The organism is Pseudoalteromonas sp. S3785, assembly GCF_005887365.1.
Lineage (GTDB): Bacteria > Pseudomonadota > Gammaproteobacteria > Enterobacterales > Alteromonadaceae > Pseudoalteromonas.
Genome location: NZ_PNCT01000013.1, coordinates 34,135 through 51,405 on the forward strand (window position 1 = coordinate 34,135; position 17,271 = coordinate 51,405).

Consider the following 17,271-nt stretch of genomic DNA (forward strand, 5'->3'; position numbering starts at 1 on the left):
CCAGTTAAACTGGGCTTTTTAGTGGGCGTATCTAATTACTCTCACACACTATTCATCTGCTAACTGCTCGCTTCGGTAAAAACCGCTAGGTTTACTTAAAAGCTTAACAAGCTCAGGTAGCACGTTATCCATTGTTTGCTTTAATTTCCAGGGCGGGTTAATCACTATCATGCCTGAGGCAGTCATACCGTGTACGTCAGTGTCAGCCTCAGTACCTAGTTCAAATAATTGAATATTACGCATGCCCGACTCAATCAGACCTTGCTCCATATTATTGATACGCTCTCTATCAACAACAGGGTACCAAATCATATAAGTACCTGTAGCAAAACGCTGCTGCGCCTTTATCAGCGTGGTAACAACTGTATCGTAATCGTCTTTAATCTCGTAAGGCGGGTCAATAAGTACACATGCTCGGCGCGAAGCAGGCGGAAGTAACCCTATTAATCCGACAAAACCGTTTTCGCCACGTACGCGAATAGAACGCTTACCTTGCATGTTTTGCTCAAGTAACTGCAAATCGCGCGGATGTAATTCAAAAAACCAGCCTTTGTCTTGACGGCGCAGGTAGTGCTCAGCAATTTTTGGCGAACCGGGGTAAAACGCCAACTCCCCCCCATCATTAAACGATTTAATTAATGAAATATAATCGTTTAGCGCCTCGTGCTCACTGCTATGCTGCCAAAGCTTAGCAATGCCCTCTTTGTATTCTTGTGTTTTTTGCGCATCTGATGAACTTAACTCAAAAAAACCCGCACCAGAGTGGGTATCAATGTAATCGAGGGGTTTATCTTTAATGGTTTGATATTGAAGTACCTGTGCAAGTACTAAATGTTTAAGCACATCGGCAGGGTTACCTGCGTGAAAAGAGTGTCTGTAACTAAGCATGGATGATTTTCGCTATACGCAATTTAATATCGGCAGTGAACCACAAGCTCCGTATTTTGGCAACCTATTCACCGCTTAGCGCGCAGTTAAGTGAACCATTTATGAACAAAAAAGCCCCTACCCTGAATTATCACTTAATAAACAATAAAATTGTGCTAAAACCACCGTAAATGCTGGCAAAACAACACACTTTGCTTTACATTTGCATGACATTAATTACAGTTATATGAGCGCCTTTATGAACAACACAACTCTTCAACAACTCGAACAACTGATTGACTCGCTTATCGAGCGCAACAACCAATTACAAACGGATGTTGCTAGCTTAAAAGAGCAAAATGCAAAGCTAAGTGATGAAAACGAAATTTTACAACTAGAAGCCCTTGAAAACGAAGAAAAGCAAAAAGATGCTAGCTCTACGTTAACAGGCTTACTTGATAAACTACAAAGCGCGCAACAGGCAAGCTAATGTCTGAGCTGCAAAACCAGCGGGTCACAGTTGAGTTGCTAGGTAAAGAGCAGCAGTTTGCATGCCCTGTTGGGCAAGAAGATGCATTAATAGCAGCAGCAAAAAATTTAAATGACTTGGTTGAGCAAACAAAGCAACGCTCATCAGTTCGCAACGAACAACAAGCGATACTTTTAGCAGCACTTACACTTAGTCATGAGTTGCTAGAAGCTAAAACGCACGCCAGTGTAGAGCAACAACAGCAAGATCAACTCATTGATAAACTCAGCCAATGCTTGGCGAGTGACCCAACAAAAAAATAAAAAGCGCCCCGTGCGCTTTTTGTTTATTATGATAATAAATAAATGCTGCGCAGAGACACACAATGACGTTAAAACCCCTTTTAGTAACCGTAATCCCCGCTTTTTTTATTACCCTTAGCCTATTTTCTCAATCTACTCAGGCAGCGGTGACTTGGCAGCAAATTAACGACAATGTGCAATTTTTAAAACAACAAAATAAGCTACGCTTTTACGATTCAAACCAAGTGCTCATAGAGGGCGAACAATGCGCACTAATGGTTGATGCAAGCGGGAACTTTGCAGCCGTTGAAGCACTGGCAAAACAGTTAAAAAAACGCCTTAAAACCCCGTTATGTTATTTAGTAGCGACCCACTTTCATGACGACCACTTGCTAGGCATGGCCGTATTACAAAACGCCTTTCCAAAAGCACAGCTAATAGTGCATAAGCAAGTAGCCGATAACTTTGCCACATACCAGCAGGCGTACGATGATAAGTTAGCAGGCTATGAAAAAAGTATAGAGCTGAGCTATCAGCGCTTAGCCACATTGCCCGAACAACAGCAAACACAGTGGCGCGAAAAGCTCTCTTTAGCTAAACAGCGTTTTTTACGTTGGAAAACCTATAACTTAGAATCACCTACAACTATAATTAGTGAGCCACAAAGTATTGATTTAGGGAACTTTGCCGTACAAATAAAGCCCGAAAAAGCCCATACAAACGGCGATTTAACGCTCAGTACCAATAATGGCGCGCTGCTAATAGGCGGCGATATTGTGGATTGGCTACCCTACCCTGGTCACGGTCAATTACAAAATTGGCAAGCCCTACTCAAACGCTATATTAATCAGCCTAATTTGCGTACAATACTTCCCGGCCACGGCGAGGTGCTTAAAAAAACGCAACTTAAGCAACCTCTATTGTTTTTAACAAATTTAACTACCCATGTTAAAAACAATAAAAAACAATCACTTGATGAGCTAATCAACAGTTTCCCTGTGGATGTATTAGCGCCGTACAAACAAGAAGCGTTAAATACAAAATCGAGCCAATTATTTTTACAAGCAGGGCTCAAGCGCGCTCAATTAACTCAGCACACGGAATAGTGTTAACAAATAAAGGTACTTTTAAAAGAGATGATAATTCGCGGATTGTGTTTAATTTTTGCGTGTATTTTAATGTTTGGTTGCAGCACCACAGAAAATGCAGAGCCTGTTGAAGCACCACAGATTTTCACTCACTTTGAGCCAAACTACGAAAACCAAATTGACCTTGAGCCAGCAGAGCCAAAACAATTACAACAAGCAAAGCCTGCCCCGCCGGTAAAAGCAAAAAAAAACGTTGTAAAAAAACGCCCCGCTAAAGCTAAAAATCTATGGGTGCATATTGCCAACAACCTACATTTTACGGTGTATCAAAATCGCGCCTTAAAAAAGCGCATTAATTGGTATTTAAAACAACCTAACTATTTACCCACTGTAAATAAACGCGCCGCGCCTTATTTGTACCATATAGTAAAAAAAATTGAGCAAAAACGCCTGCCTATGGAACTGGCTTTATTGCCCTTTGTAGAAAGTGATTTTAGACCCACCATTGCTTCGTCGCAGCAAGCGGTAGGCGTTTGGCAGTTGGTGGCCGCCACCGCACATCATTTTGGGGTTAAATCTGATCAGTGGTATGACGGACGACAAGATGTACTTGCCTCCACCGATGCCGCACTTGAATACCTTAGCTATTTACACAAGCGCTTTGATGGCGACTGGCTTCACGCGCTAGCGGCATATAACAGTGGTGAAGGCCGAGTTAAACGGGCCATTGAACGAAATAAAAAACGCGGTAAAAGTACCGATTATTTTTCTCTAAAGCTGCCAAAAGAAACGGCCGACTACGTGCCGAAACTGTTAGCGCTGAGCTACTTAGTAAAGAACCCGCAAAAAGGCTTTAAGCGCCCTAAGCTTGCTAATAAACCAATAACAACCTTAATGAACGTGGGCCAACAGTTTGATTTTACGGTCATTGCTAAGCTCTCTGAGGTTGGCGCAAAACAGTTGCACGCGCTTAACCAAGGTTATTTAAAAAATCAGAGTTCACCTAATGGTCCTCATTCATTGCTTTTACCTATTGGCCAAGAGGCACTGTTAAAAAGTCAGTTTTTTAAGTCTAACTTTGCAGGCGAATACATCGTTAAAAAAAATGATACGCTATACAGTATTGCAAGGCGCTTTAGCATGTCGGTAAACGCGTTAAAGCAGCTCAATGGCAAACAAAATAATATGATAGGGATAGGTGAAAAACTGTTAGTTGGACAGCCTAAAACGCTCCCAAAATCGCTCACAATTGATTATCAAATTAGTCCTTATTTGGAGCCACAAGAAGTCGTGATCCCAACCATAGAAATAGACTATGAAGTAAAACAAGGCGATAGCTTGTGGAGCATTAGCCAGCTTTACGAAGTGCCGCACAGCGATTTAGCTAAATGGAACAACTTAAGTGCCTCAAGCATTTTAAAGCCTGGCACGCAATTAACGCTATTTATTCCCCAGGCAGAACAACCCAAGCAGCCGCAGCAAAAACAAGATTTACTGCAAGATCTACAAAAATCACTTATTCAACCACGCTGAGTTTATAAAGCTCGGTATTTCGCGTAAAATCGACGTTTAACTTAGTCAAAAACTTAAAGAGACAAGCATGCAAATTAGCAAAAATTCAGCAGTTGAATTTCATTACACATTAAGCGAAGCGGGCGAGCAACTAGAAAGCAGTGTAAACCACGCGCCTCTTAGCTATATTCATGGCAGCGAAGGCATGCTTCCTGGCTTAGAAAAAGCCCTTGAAGGCAAAGCTGCTGGCGATAAGTTTAGCGTAACACTTGAACCTAGCGAGTCATACGGTGAGCGCGTTGACGACTTAATTCAGCGTATTCCACTTAAGCACCTACAAGGCGATGTAAAAGTGTGGAAACCAGGTATGACTGCGATGGTGCACTCAAACCAAGGGCAGCACCAAGTAACATTAGTTAAAGTAGGCCGCTTTAATGCAGATTGCGATTTAAACCACCCATTTGCAGGCAAAACGCTAACGTTTGATTTAGAAGTGGTATCGGTTCGTGAAGCAACCAGTGAAGAAATTTCGCATGGCCATGTTCACGCAGAAGGCGGCTGCGGTCACTCTCACTAATCCCATCCCTTAAATTAGGAGCAAGTATGTCTAAGGTTGCTATTGTTACAGGCGGTACAAAAGGCATTGGTTTAGCAGTTGTAAAACGCTTTATTGAAAATGGCTACACGGTGCACAATTTAGATATTGAGTACAGCGAGCTGGGTACTTTTCATCAATGCGATGTGAGTAATGTTAGTGCTGTAAAAGCATGTATTACGGCCATTTGTAATCAAAGTCCGCGCATAGATGTACTTGTTTCTAACGCCGGTAAACACCTCAGTGCTAGCATAGAGGATACCGATGAGGACACTTTCGATGCGTTATTTGCATTGAACGTGAAAGGGGCCTATGCGGCTGTACAAAGTGTACTACCAAGCATGAAAGCGCAAAACAATGGCGCCATTATTTTAATAGCCTCAGATCAGGCAATAATTGGTAAACCTAACTCGTTTGCCTACAACCTGACAAAGCATGCTCTTGCTTCTATGGCAAAAACCACAGCGCTTGATTACGCGCAATTTAATATCCGCGCAAATGCGGTATGCCCAGGGACAATAGAAACCCCTCTATTTCATAACGCCATAGATGCTTATTGTAAAAAAAGCGGTGCTAATAAGGCAGATATAGTGGCAGAAGAGGCAAGCCTTCAACCCTTAAACCGCTTAGGCCAAGCTGATGAAGTTGCCGCGCTAGTTAGCTTTTTAGCAAGTGATGATGCAAGCTTTATAACAGGCAGCCTGCAAAGTATAGATGGCGGCTATACTACACAATGAGCACATGCCGATGAGCCAAAAAATTATTGACCCCCACGTGCATTTTTTTAACCTTGCCGAGGGGCACTATACCTGGCTGCAAGGCGAAAACCCACCAGCATGGCCAAATTTAGAGCTAATAAAGCAGCCTATTAGCGAAAAAAAGCTAATAGAGAGCAGTGATTTTACCCTTGCTGGCATAATACATATAGAGGCAGGTTTTGATAACAACGCCCCCATTAACGAACTCAATTGGCTAACGGCGCATTTAAAAAAGCTCCCCTTTAAAGCCATTAGTTACGCACAGTTAGATTGCGCACCTGTGCAATTTGAAAAAGCAATTTACGACCTTGCACACCCGCATTTAATCGGCATACGGGATATAACCGAAGGCGCAGACGCACAGCGATTATTAAACCCCGCTTGCTTTGATAATTTGCAAACCCTTTGCCAGCAAGGGCTGCATTATGAAGCGCAGTTTGAGCTTGAAAATACTGTAGTAGCCGCTCAGCTTGCTCGTTACGCTAAGGCGCTGCCTCAACTAAAAATAATAATAAACCATGGCGGCTTACCTAATAATATTAATAACTGGCAACAAAGCATTCGCATGCTGAGCGCTTACACTAATATAGCGATTAAGTTTTCGGGTTTTGAGCTTTTAGCGTTAAATTTACAACAGCAGCAACACTGTTTTGACACTCTGTTCTCGTACTTTGGCGAGCAGCGTATTATGTTTGCGAGTAACTTTCCGGTTTGCCAAATTAACGCAAGCTATAATGATGTTTGGCATAGCCATCAAGCCTTATGCAAAACAAATAAAATATGGCATAACCTCAGCTACGCAAATGCTAAGTATTTTTATAATATGTAGGGCGTGTTGATCTATATTAAATTTAACCACTTACTTAAATGCGGCAATGACTATGACACTACATTCGCGATTATCAGCCCTTGGCATCTTAACTATTTTAAGTGGTTGCGCGTCTAACACGCAGCCTACTCCTAAACTGCATCATGCCTTACTTACCGCGCCAAATAGCCAAGCAGTTTCGCGTGTTATAGAGCGCCTAATGCATATAAAAAACATAAAACTTGCTGACGATGTATTTATGCACTCCAGTACCTTTACTCTTAAAAACACAAACCGTAGCGATATAACGGCTAATCAGCAGCGCAACTTTCCCGATCAATTTGAGCTAATGATAAACAATAACCGCTGCTATATACGCCACCTTGATAGTAAAGCCACCGCTGAAATAAACAGCGTTACGTGTTCAATTAACCCTTCTAATTAATCCCTTAAAATATTCAAGCGTTATTGCTCATAGGTATTAGGTGCGGTCACACAGCTATAAAAAAGCCGGTAAGTGAGCTATCACTTACCGGCTTTTATTTTTAAACAATAGTATTTAAATAACGCTTTAATTATTTAATTTCTACACGCTGCGAGCGCATAACAATCTCATCGTTTAATTCAATGCCTAAGCCTGGCTCTTCTGATACTTCAAAAAAGCCATTTTTAGGTTGTGGATCTTGTAAGCACAGCTCACGGTTCCACTTTTTAATGGCATAAGTATGATGCTCATGAATCAAAAAGTTTGGAATAGCGGTTTCTAAATGCAATGATGCGGCAGTCGCAACAGGACCACCACACACGTGCGCCTGAATACGCACATCAAAAATATCGGCGTAGTCACATACCTTTTTAGTTTCAGTAAAACCACCACATAAACCGATATCAGGCTGTAGTACATCAATGCTTTGATCTTCTAAATAAGGGCGCACACCCCAGCGGTTGTATAAACGCTCGCCACCAGCAATGGGCACGGCCACTTTATCGGCTACTTTTGCATGTAAAGAATGATTTAAGTAGTTAACGGGTTCCTCGTAGTACATACAATCAAACTCTTCGGCTATTTCGCCAATTTGAATAGCAGAAGTTGCGCCAGGCAAGCTGTGGCATTCAAAAATAATATCCACTTCATCACCCACCGCTTCACGTATAGCTTGCATACGCGCACGGTATAACTTCATTTCACCACGAGAAATAATTTTAGTGCGGTCGTAATATGTATTCCCGTCTTTATCGTATTGGATAGGGTCAACTTTAACTGCATCATAGCCTTCGCCAACCGCTTTTAACGCTGCTTCTGCGTATTCTTGTGGTTGTACTAGCGCTTTAAACTCGCTGTCCCAGTCAAACTGTAGCTGCGATGCGTAAGTACGTAGTTTATCGTTTACTTTACCGCCCAGTAGTTGATACACAGGTAAGCCAAGTGCTTTACCTTTTATATCCCAAAGTGCTGTATCAATGGCGCTCATCGCTGCATACACAACAGGGCCGCCACCTAAACCCCAAAAGCTTTCGCGTAACATACGCGACCATAACTTTTCGGTTTGAAATGGGTCGTGCCCAATTAAAAAAGCATCAGCCATTTCTTTTATCATTGCTGCCGCTGCGCTGTGGCCTAAATCGTAAGCTAAACCAGCTTCACCTACACCACTAATACCTTCATCGGTATGAATACGTACAAAAACCGGCGTCCAAGCTGGACGCTCTGGGCAATGAATATCAAATACTTCTACGCGATTTACTTTCATTAAAATTCCTTATTAGCCGCACAGGCTATTGTGCAAAACTGGGATCAAGTCGGTACGCTTTTCGTAACATGGCAGGCCACGCTAATTGCCCGCCTGTACTGCCGCTATGTACCACATTAGCTTGGTTATAAATATTGTCGATAATTGGCTGTGGCACCGGAATAACCTCTTGTGAACTGGCTTGTAATGCAAGCTGAATTTCGCAGGCACGTTGCAAGTCATAAAAACGCATAAAGGCATCGCCTACGGTTGGCCCTACGGTTAAGCCACCATGATTTACCAATAGCATATGATTGGTACTGCCTAAATCATCTTGTAATACTTTGCGCTCGTCATCATTTACAGCTAGCCCCTCGTAGCCATGGTACGACAGCGAAGGGAGCGAAAACATAGAATATTGGCTTAGTGGTAATAGGCCATTTTTTTGTGTCGCAACGGCAATGGTTTCTTTGGTATGTAAGTGAATAACACAGTGAGCATCTTCACGCACTTCGTGAATGGCGCTATGAATAGTAAACCCCGCAGGGTTAATACTAAACGGAGTGTCATCAATAATATTGCCGTGCAAATCAACCTTTACTAGGTTTGATGCGGTTACTTCGTCAAACGTTAAGCCAAACGCATTTACAAGGTAATGATCAGTCCCTGGTAAACGGGCCGATAGATGTGTGTATATTAAATCCCCCCAACGAAAATGCTCTACTAATCGGTAGCACGCTGCTAAATCTACGCGCAATTGCCACTCTTGCTCCGATACTTTATTTTTTAAATTTTGTTGGGGTAAATCAATCATAATCAGCCTTTTAAAATACGTACATCAACACAAGCACGAATAGATGTTTAGAAGTCTAAAGCAGTATTAATTTTATAGCAAACACAAACAAAACAGCCACACAAATGTGTGGCTGTTTACGCTGCGCTTTAATTTAAAACGATAATACGTTTTTAAACGCGGTGCTTTATTTTACCTTTGAAAGGTAGTCTGCAATTGCTTCAAACTCTTCGTCCGTTACTGTTGCAACCATTGCTTTCATTGCCGCGGTCATACCGTTACTACGTGCGCCCGATTTAATATCTTTCATTTGGGCCACTAAATAGTCTTTGTTTTGACCATTAATTTTAGGGTATGCGCCCATAATAGGTGCTTTACCTTCTGCGCCATGACATGTTTGACACATTTTTTGGGTGTAAAGGGCTTCGCCATCAGCAGCGGCGGCGTTAAACGAAAAACTTGCGGCTAAACTAATACCCGCGCCTACTATTAGTGCTTTCATCTTGCTCATTATATTCACTCTTCTTTTTGACGGTTAGAAAATAGTCTATTGATTGTAGTAAACAATCTAGTAAAAAGCATACGTATCAATTTACGTTAGGCGATCAAACAAACATGACTACGTTTTCAGCCATTGTTGTTAACTGTAGCAAACAATACTGAACAGACACTTACCATACTAAATCATCTGGTACTTCAAAGTCTGCATAGGGGTCGTCTTCGTCTTTTGGTTTGTTTTCAGGTTCAACATGAAAAACAATGTACTTTTCATCAACTTCTGCGACTTTACGCGCCGGCTCATCATCGAGTACGTAAAACTGCCCTTCCAGTACACAAATAGCTAAACGACCTCCCGATAACGCTTTTTGGGTTTTCTCGTTTACGTCTATCCCTTTTACTTTGTTATCGTAAGTAAAATTAAAGGTACGCTCACCGCGGATAGAGTCTTGGTTATGGTGCTCAAGTATTTGCTTAACACGAGCAACTTGCTCACGTTGCTTAAGCTCTTCTTGGCGCGACTGGTTAAGTTCTTCAGCCTTTTTTTGCTGCTCTAATTTAGTTTGCTGTATGTGCTTTTGCAGATCACTTGGGTTACTAGTAGCCCCCTTTTTTTGCTTTTTTTGTTGCTTACGTTTTTCTGACTTAGCAACTTTAGCTTTGTGCGATGTTGTTAACCCTGCTTGCAGCAATTGGTCTTGTAATGAACCCATGGCTTTGTTCCACTAAAAACTTATATTAGGTTTATTTTAATCACCAACGACTACAAATAACAGTGCTATTAGCATTAATCTAGCAAAGGGCTGAATATACACTTTGATTTAGCGCAATTGTTGATGATTTAACCTATGAAATATAAGCCATTTTTCATATACTTTGGCTAACTTATCAGCTTATATTTTAAGCCTAACAATGCGCTTTGCTCACTTACTTATTTGCTCGGTGTTTATATTTTTTGTGCTGTACGCACCTCAGCCTTTATTAAACTTATTTGCTAACGAATTTAGCGTGCCCCCAGCGCTTGCCGGCAGCTTAATGAGCGTAACCATGCTGCCTTTAGCAATAGCTCCTTTTATTTATGGGCTTTTTTTAGCCAAGCAAAACCCACTTGTTATTTTACGTATTGCTATGTTTATTTTAGGGGGGAGCTGCATACTGTTTACAGCTGCGCCAAGTTTTGAGCTATTACTTCTGGTGCGTTTTATACAAGGCTTAACTTTACCTGCCGCACTTACCGCGATGACAAGCTTTATTGGTATACGTTACAGCGCAAATGCCTTACAAAAAAATATGACCTTATACATAGGCAGTACCATAGCTGGAGGTTACTTTGGCCGAGTATTGGCTGCGTTATTTAGTGATGTGTGGCATTGGCAAAGTTTTTATTATGTTATTTCGTTTGTACTTATTGGCCTAGCTATAAATATAAAGCCTACGGGCTTTGTGATACCTGTTAAGCCAGCACATACGCCGCTAACGTATATTAAACAGCTAAAAGATGCAGCAGTATTAAAATTGTATGGTGCCGTTTTTTGTATGTTTTTTTGTTTTGCGGCCTTATTAAATTACCTTCCGTTTATTTTGCAACACACCTTTTTAATTACAAATACCCGCGATATAGGTTTAGTGTACAGCGGCTACTTAATTGGTGCTTTAGCCTCTATTGCCACACCTTGGCTTGCTAAAAAAGCGCCCTCGCCTTGGCATTTACTGGCTGCGTTTTTTATCGTGTATAACTTAAGCATAGTGTTACTTATAAGCCAGCAACTGAGTGTGTTTTTAATCGCGTTTACGATATTTTGTGCTGCTATGTTTGTTATTCACTCAAGTGCAGCCCCGCTTGTTAATAAGATTAGCAAGGCACCTGCAAGTGTAACAAATGGCGGGTATGTATCGTTTTATTACAGCGGCGGAGCGCTGGGTTCGTTATTACCAGGTATTGTTTATCAGCACTCAGGGCAAACTGCATTTATGCTTTGCTTACTGAGTGTGTGTTTTATTGGTTTAGTCTTAGTCACGTTAGGCTATCGAGAAGGTAAAAACATTACCCGAGGCTGATGCCCTGTATGCTCAAAAAATGTGTTTAAATCATTTTTTGTAAGCAGCCAAGTTTGGGTGTTTTCAAACGGGTGACAATGAAACAGCTCATTAAACCAAATATCTTGATCAAGCCACAAAGTGACCTTGCTTTGTTTGTCGTTTGCCAGGGCAAGCATAGACACACAGCCTGGTTGTACTTTTAAATACCGCGCTAGGCGCTCACTTGAAGCAAACCCCAACCGAGAAAGCCCTTGTTGCCTAGATAAGGTTTTTAAATCGAGTTGTTTGTCGTGTGCGGTGATCACTAAAAAGTGATTTTTTCCTTCATTATCACGCAAAAACAAATTTTTAAGTCGCGTACCTGGGCGTTCTACCATAAATGCATCAGCATCTAAACTGGTATGTAACGCAGGGTGTTCTATCACATCGTAATTTATACCTAATTGCGCTAACAGCTGCGCAAGCTTTGCTTTATCGGCCAACATACTACAAACAACGCCCTCTTAGCTGCACACTTAAATCTCGCCACAATACTTGTGTAATTTCGTGTTTATTTTCACAGTAGTTATTTTCACTTAGGGTTTCATTTAAAAACCTGACAGCTTCATCCTCCAGCTTAAGTTTTAATACACTAGAGTCTTCGAAGTGTTCTTGTTCTATGTAACGTTTTACATCAGAGCGGCTCGGTCTTTTTTCGCCTCGCCCGCCGTTATTTAAGTTTATGTTACTACGGTGCTTGGCCTTAACCGAAACAACATAAGCAAATACTCTATTACCCTGCTCATCCACGTTTTCATAAAACTGTTTGTTATTTATTTCATAAGGAGGCGCTTCATTACTTGCACAGCCAGCAAGCAGCAAAGCAAGTATACAGATACTTTTTTTCATTGTTTTTGTCGTTTCGCGAGGTATTTTTCTCGAGTCTATCAAAAATAAACGATAACAGTTAAATATTGCTAAAAAATACTTGACCAATTTTATAAAAATATTTAAAGTTCACCCCGCTTGGAACTCAGCAACCAAGTAATTACAACTATGTAATTTAGGAATGTGGGGCTATAGCTCAGCTGGGAGAGCGCCTGCCTTGCACGCAGGAGGTCAGCAGTTCGATCCTGCTTAGCTCCACCACTTTCCTACCATTCTATTATTTCCTATTTTTATCATCTTATTATTCTTCTATCTTTTGCACTCTCATTTTTATATTTGCTCATTCCTTGTTTGTTTAGTCTTTGTTGTCTATAAATTATCTCATCTGTAGCGTTCATACTTTTGGCTTAAACAATGGATATACCTAAACGCACCACGTTAAAAAAGCTTGCTGTCATTGGTTTAACTGCGGGCGTGGTTACCCATGTACCTTATGTGTTTGCCAGAAAAAAAATAACCTTAAGAGTGTTAGGAACGCATGTCACGCTGCAAGAGGCGATTCGTAAACAAGCAATGCTTGATTTGGGTATAAATATAGAGTTTTCCCCTGCAGGTAGCGCTGCCGTATTACAAAAAGCCTCCATGGACCCTAGCTCCTTTGATTTATACGAACAGTGGTCAAACAGTATTAATGTACTTTGGCGAGCAGGGACGATTCAAGCCATAGAAAAAAAACGACTAACCTACTTTAATGAAATAAATTCTCTGACTAAAACGGGTAAACTCACTCCCGAGGCCAAATTGGGCGCAGGCGACGCCCCTTATAAACTACTCAATGTACAAGAGGATGGCACACTAAGCGCAAACGAAAGCGATCATATTAGCTTTTTACCTTATGTACATAATGTTGACTCTTTTGGCTATAACACTGCCATGATTAAGCCTGGTATTGGTTATGAAACTGAAAGCTGGGGCTGGCTGCTGGATGATGCGCACCGAGGCAAAGTCGGCATTGTAAATGCACCCACAATAGGCTTGTTTGACCTGGCTTTGGCAGCACAAAGCAAAGGATTGATAACATTTAAAGATATTGGTGCGATTACTCGCTCTGAGCTTGACCGTTTATTTAGTATTTTAATTGACTATAAACGACAGGGGCATTTTGCGGGTTATTGGAACTCGGTGCCAGAGTCTATTGAATTTATGAAAAGCCAACGCGTGCATATTGAAAGTATGTTTTCTCCTGCTGTTGCCTCACTAAATAGTCAAAATATTAACGTACGATTTGCCGCTCCAAAAGAGGGCTACCGAGGCTGGCATGGGGTCATGTGTTTATCATCACAGGTTAATAATAACCAAAAAGATGCCGCATACGATTACATGAACTGGTGGCTTTCGGGGTGGGCGGGCGCATTTATTGCTCGCCAAGGATATTACATTAGTAACCCGCAGCGCTCAAAAGCAATGCTTTCACCAAGCGAATGGGATTACTGGTACTTAGGAAAGCCCACTTCGGTTAACTTGCTAAACACCCAGAAACAGGTCGCAGTAAAGGCCGGTGAGCAGCGAAATGGCGGTAGCTATTTAAAACGTTTAAGCAATGTAGCTGTTTGGAATAGCGTTATGCCTACTTACGATTACAGCTTACAAAAATGGTATGAGTTAATAAGCAGATAATGATAACCCGCTCAATAAAATCTAAAATAATAATTGCCTTATGCGTTTTAATTACCTTATTAATTTTGCAAAGTTACTTATTCAATTATTCGCAAAAGTCGCTTTTTGAGCTACAAAACGCGCAGCACAAAGCATTATTACAAAGTGAAGCTGTCACCCGCTTAGAAAACGATGTGATTTCTTTGCAAAGTCAAGCCATAGCTTATTTAGATCATGCTAATAGCAATACTATTGATAAGTTTAATATGCACTATAATGCTGCAAAAATGGATTTAGGCAGGCTTAGTAAACATATAGAAGAATATGATGAAAACTATCAAAACAATATAAAGCGCCTTAACGAGTACTTAAATAATTACCAAGATACGTTTAACCGGGTGGTCGCTAACAGAACTAAGCGAGAGCAGTTGTACCTTTCGCAGTTCAAGCAGCCTATTGACACGCTAAAGGCGCAACTTAATAAGCTGGAGAAAAGCACGTTTGGTAACAAACAGACAATAATAGTGAATATCCTTTTAACTATTAGCAATATAGAACAGGCAGCAAACAACTATTTACACAAGCCAAATTATGATGAAGCACAAAATGTGCAAGATAACCTAGCACACTTAAACACCCTGCTTGCGCGCATTGAAACCGCTAATACTATCCAATTTAATAATACTGACGAGCTTGAGCAAGCATATAGCCAATTAGTTATATTAACGCGCAGTTATACGTTTTCTATAAATGTAGTTTTAACTGGAATAGAAAACGAGCTCCTTTACCTAGCCGAAAAAATCAGAGCTATTGAGAAACAAAAGCTCACCCAAACAGAGCAGAAGCTAAGAGAGCACGTAATCAAAAGTACAGAGATGGGAAACCTATTTGCGGCTTTAATCTCTGTCATAATTACGATAATCACCTTTTTTATTTTTAACTCCGTCATTAAGCCTATCGCACAGTTAACCAAGCTGCTAAAAGATATGAGTAATGAAAAACAAGTTACACTTAATAGTAATACACACCATCAAAATGAAATTAACTCTGTTATTACCGCGGCCAATGCGCTGTATTTAAAAAATAAGCAAACAAAAGAGCTACTAGCAGAAACGCAAGCGCTTAATTCAAAAATGGAATCTATGAATAAAGAGCTTACACTGGCCATCACTCAAGCAAAAAATGCCAACCAAGCGAAAGGCGACTTTGTTGCTAATATGAGCCATGAGCTACGTACGCCCATGAATGGTATTTTAGGCATGCTACAGCTTTTACAAAGCAGCGCCCTGCCACCCAAGCAAAAACACTACGCCGATAAAGCCTTTTCAAGTGCCCAAAACCTACTACAAATTCTTAATAACGTGCTCGATTTTTCTAAACTTGAGTCTGACAAAGTCAAACTTGAATCAATCCCTTTCACTTTGCATACCGTGGTGTCTAATGTAAAAAATTTATTCTCGGTGAACGCTAAACAAAAAGGGTTGCGCCTTAATTTTGTATTGCATGTTGATGCAGGGCTAGAGCTGATGGGTGATCCGCTGCATTTAAGTCAAATTATTAATAACTGTGTAGGTAATGCAATTAAATTTACAGAGCGCGGTGAAGTAACAGTAACGATTGAAGCCACCACACAAAATGAACAGCAAATTCAATTGCGCTTTGGTATTAAAGACACTGGCATAGGCATGACCCCAGAGCAAACAGCATCCATTTTTGACTCGTTCTACCAAGGCGACTCGAGTACAACACGCAAATATGGGGGAACAGGGCTAGGCTTAACCATTTGTAAGCAGCTTACTAAGTTGCTAGGAGGCGAAATACAAGTACGCAGTACACCACAGCTAGGCAGTGAGTTTTACTTTACACTCCCATTTAAAATGACAAATAAAGAAGCACTTAAAAAACATGCGCTACTTATTAGCCCCGATAATGAGCAAATAAAATCACTCACCGCGTTGTTAAGCAACGCCGATATTACGGCAGAAATTACCCAAGAGCCGTTGCGTGCAATTGCAAAAATGTCTCAACCCAGTAACCCTTTTAATATTGTTATTATGTCGTTGCCGCATAAAGAGCTAAAAGATAATTTTATTTTGCAGCAACTGTACTTACAAAAACAAAAAAATAAACATAAGTTACTGCTTATTCTACTTATTAGCGATCAAGAACACCCACAATCAATCCCCGATAGCGACCATATTGATATTTTAACAATAGGCAATACCGATACTGAGTCACAGTTACTGCGTTTATTATTGCCCGAAACGACACAGCTTAAAGAAGGGGAGTCTTACCCACAATATACTGGTTATACTGCACTTACTGTAGATGATAACCCTGTAAACCAAGAGATTCTTGAAGCACTGTTAACTAAAATGAATATGACCGTTATCTCTGCAAATAACGGTGAAGAGGCCCTAATAAAAGTAGAAGAAAGTGCAATTGATATTATATTTATGGACATTCAAATGCCTGTTATGGATGGCTTAGAAGCCACACGTATACTACGCCAAAGAGGCTATACGCTTCCAATCGTTGCAGTTACGGCAGCTGTATTACCTAATGATAAAAAAGCCGCTATAAGAGCAGGCATGGACGACTTTTTAGTGAAGCCGCTGTTATTTGGCCTGCTTTGCAATACCGTAGAAAAGCATTTAAAAAAGGCCCAAACGCTGAGTACATTAAATCTCGCTGTAGCAAAGGATAACCTCGAAGATAATAATGAACTCATCAATTCAATCTTTTCTAAATTTGATAGTGACTATAGCCACTTTATGGAAACAACCTTAAAGCATTTAAAAAATAATGAGCATGAAGCATTAGTTAGAGAAATGCATAATTTAAAAGGCCTCGCTGGTACACTAGGTTTAGAGCGACTTGAGCAAAGCGCCAAAAAAATTGAATTAGAGCTGATAAATAACACTCACCCTGATTTTAGCGCTTTTAATGAACAACTGACCTTAGCACTTTATGCCATTAAACAGTTGCAAGTAACCAATACGTATAACCAGCAGTCCGACGCAATTAATTTAGAGCAAAGCCCAGATACATTAATTGATGAGGTATATTCTTTAGCGTTATCTGCTCGTCCTATTCCTAGTAAATTAATTAGAGCAGTTGAGCTTCAAAAATTCGAGCATTCTCATCCATTATTTAAGCTAAAAGAGGCAATTGATAACTTTAACTACGCTTTAGTAATTAAACTGATTGATAAATACAGAAATAACTATAAAAACTAGACAATTATGGCAACTATAAACTAACTTTAATGAGTAATTAAAGAATAAG

At 40.6% G+C, this 17,271-nt stretch carries 18 protein-coding genes and 1 tRNA gene; 12 read left to right on the plus strand and 7 right to left on the minus strand.

Annotation, left to right across the window (positions count from 1 at the left end; translation table 11 throughout):
• Positions 1–48 precede the first annotated feature (48 nt).
• Entirely contained in the window at positions 49–888 is an 840-nt protein-coding gene (locus CWC17_RS04240; protein ID WP_138612163.1) for a 23S rRNA (adenine(2030)-N(6))-methyltransferase RlmJ, read from the minus strand.
• Positions 889–1,126: 238 nt separating this feature from the next.
• Between CWC17_RS04240 and CWC17_RS04245 the strand changes: the two genes are divergently transcribed.
• The 8 genes from CWC17_RS04245 (at position 1,127) to CWC17_RS04280 (ending at position 6,844) form a co-directional block, all read left to right on the plus strand.
• The gene (locus CWC17_RS04245) at positions 1,127–1,357 is read left to right on the plus strand and encodes a cell division protein ZapB (RefSeq protein WP_024031454.1); all 231 of its coding nucleotides are present in this window, start codon (positions 1,127–1,129) and stop codon (positions 1,355–1,357) included.
• The gene (locus tag CWC17_RS04250; RefSeq protein ID WP_055014680.1) at positions 1,357–1,659 is read left to right on the plus strand and encodes a cell division protein ZapA; all 303 of its coding nucleotides are present in this window, start codon (positions 1,357–1,359) and stop codon (positions 1,657–1,659) included. The genes CWC17_RS04245 and CWC17_RS04250 overlap by 1 nt, the downstream gene beginning before the upstream one ends.
• 62 nt (positions 1,660–1,721) lie before the next feature.
• The gene (locus tag CWC17_RS04255) at positions 1,722–2,744 is read left to right on the plus strand and encodes an MBL fold metallo-hydrolase (protein ID WP_138612164.1); all 1,023 of its coding nucleotides are present in this window, start codon (positions 1,722–1,724) and stop codon (positions 2,742–2,744) included.
• A 36-nt stretch (positions 2,745–2,780) separates the two neighbouring features.
• Positions 2,781–4,259, plus strand: coding sequence for a LysM peptidoglycan-binding domain-containing protein (locus tag CWC17_RS04260; RefSeq protein ID WP_138612183.1), 1,479 nt, complete (start codon positions 2,781–2,783; stop codon positions 4,257–4,259).
• Positions 4,260–4,326: 67 nt separating this feature from the next.
• Positions 4,327–4,815 carry an FKBP-type peptidyl-prolyl cis-trans isomerase gene (locus tag CWC17_RS04265; RefSeq protein WP_024031457.1) on the plus strand — a complete coding sequence of 163 codons (489 nt, stop codon included), beginning with the start codon at positions 4,327–4,329 and terminating at the stop codon, positions 4,813–4,815.
• A gap of 26 nt (positions 4,816–4,841) precedes the next feature.
• Entirely contained in the window at positions 4,842–5,570 is a 729-nt protein-coding gene (locus CWC17_RS04270; RefSeq protein WP_138612165.1) for an SDR family NAD(P)-dependent oxidoreductase, read from the plus strand.
• Positions 5,571–5,580: 10 nt separating this feature from the next.
• Positions 5,581–6,420, plus strand: a complete 840-nt coding sequence (locus CWC17_RS04275) for an amidohydrolase family protein (RefSeq protein ID WP_138612166.1) — start codon at positions 5,581–5,583, stop codon at positions 6,418–6,420.
• A gap of 52 nt (positions 6,421–6,472) precedes the next feature.
• Complete coding sequence (locus tag CWC17_RS04280; RefSeq protein WP_138612167.1) at positions 6,473–6,844, plus strand: hypothetical protein; 372 nt, start codon at positions 6,473–6,475, stop codon at positions 6,842–6,844.
• 130 nt (positions 6,845–6,974) lie between these two features.
• On the opposite strand, the gene CWC17_RS04285 is transcribed toward CWC17_RS04280, so the two are convergent.
• The 4 genes from CWC17_RS04285 to CWC17_RS04300 all read right to left on the minus strand — a co-directional run bounded on the left by CWC17_RS04285 (position 6,975) and on the right by CWC17_RS04300 (position 10,133).
• Positions 6,975–8,150, minus strand: a complete 1,176-nt coding sequence (locus CWC17_RS04285; protein WP_055014675.1) for a mandelate racemase/muconate lactonizing enzyme family protein — start codon at positions 8,148–8,150, stop codon at positions 6,975–6,977.
• A 25-nt stretch (positions 8,151–8,175) separates the two neighbouring features.
• Positions 8,176–8,943 (minus strand): class II aldolase/adducin family protein, encoded by a 768-nt coding sequence (locus CWC17_RS04290; protein ID WP_138540431.1) that lies wholly within the window; start codon positions 8,941–8,943, stop codon positions 8,176–8,178.
• Between the two features lie 166 nt (positions 8,944–9,109).
• Positions 9,110–9,433 (minus strand): c-type cytochrome, encoded by a 324-nt coding sequence (locus tag CWC17_RS04295; protein WP_004587649.1) that lies wholly within the window; start codon positions 9,431–9,433, stop codon positions 9,110–9,112.
• 160 nt (positions 9,434–9,593) lie between these two features.
• Positions 9,594–10,133, minus strand: coding sequence for a DUF2058 domain-containing protein (locus tag CWC17_RS04300; RefSeq protein ID WP_004587650.1), 540 nt, complete (start codon positions 10,131–10,133; stop codon positions 9,594–9,596).
• A gap of 199 nt (positions 10,134–10,332) precedes the next feature.
• Here CWC17_RS04300 and CWC17_RS04305 point away from each other — a divergent pair, with 199 nt between their 5' ends.
• The gene (locus CWC17_RS04305) at positions 10,333–11,478 is read left to right on the plus strand and encodes an MFS transporter (RefSeq protein WP_138540433.1); all 1,146 of its coding nucleotides are present in this window, start codon (positions 10,333–10,335) and stop codon (positions 11,476–11,478) included.
• On the opposite strand, the gene CWC17_RS04310 is transcribed toward CWC17_RS04305, so the two are convergent.
• Both CWC17_RS04310 and CWC17_RS04315 read right to left on the minus strand, forming a co-directional pair.
• Complete coding sequence (locus CWC17_RS04310; RefSeq protein WP_138540434.1) at positions 11,445–11,945, minus strand: prolyl-tRNA synthetase associated domain-containing protein; 501 nt, start codon at positions 11,943–11,945, stop codon at positions 11,445–11,447. The genes CWC17_RS04305 and CWC17_RS04310 overlap by 34 nt on opposite strands.
• 1 nt (position 11,946) lies before the next feature.
• Positions 11,947–12,348 (minus strand): putative periplasmic lipoprotein, encoded by a 402-nt coding sequence (locus CWC17_RS04315; RefSeq protein WP_138540435.1) that lies wholly within the window; start codon positions 12,346–12,348, stop codon positions 11,947–11,949.
• Between the two features lie 164 nt (positions 12,349–12,512).
• Here CWC17_RS04315 and CWC17_RS04320 point away from each other — a divergent pair.
• The 3 genes from CWC17_RS04320 (at position 12,513) to CWC17_RS04330 (ending at position 17,222) form a co-directional block, all read left to right on the plus strand.
• A tRNA-Ala gene (locus tag CWC17_RS04320) sits at positions 12,513–12,588 on the plus strand.
• A 153-nt stretch (positions 12,589–12,741) separates the two neighbouring features.
• Complete coding sequence (locus tag CWC17_RS04325) at positions 12,742–14,004, plus strand: ABC transporter substrate-binding protein (RefSeq protein WP_138612168.1); 1,263 nt, start codon at positions 12,742–12,744, stop codon at positions 14,002–14,004.
• Positions 14,004–17,222 carry a hybrid sensor histidine kinase/response regulator gene (locus CWC17_RS04330; protein ID WP_138612169.1) on the plus strand — a complete coding sequence of 1,073 codons (3,219 nt, stop codon included), beginning with the start codon at positions 14,004–14,006 and terminating at the stop codon, positions 17,220–17,222. The genes CWC17_RS04325 and CWC17_RS04330 overlap by 1 nt, the downstream gene beginning before the upstream one ends.
• Positions 17,223–17,271 lie beyond the last annotated feature (49 nt).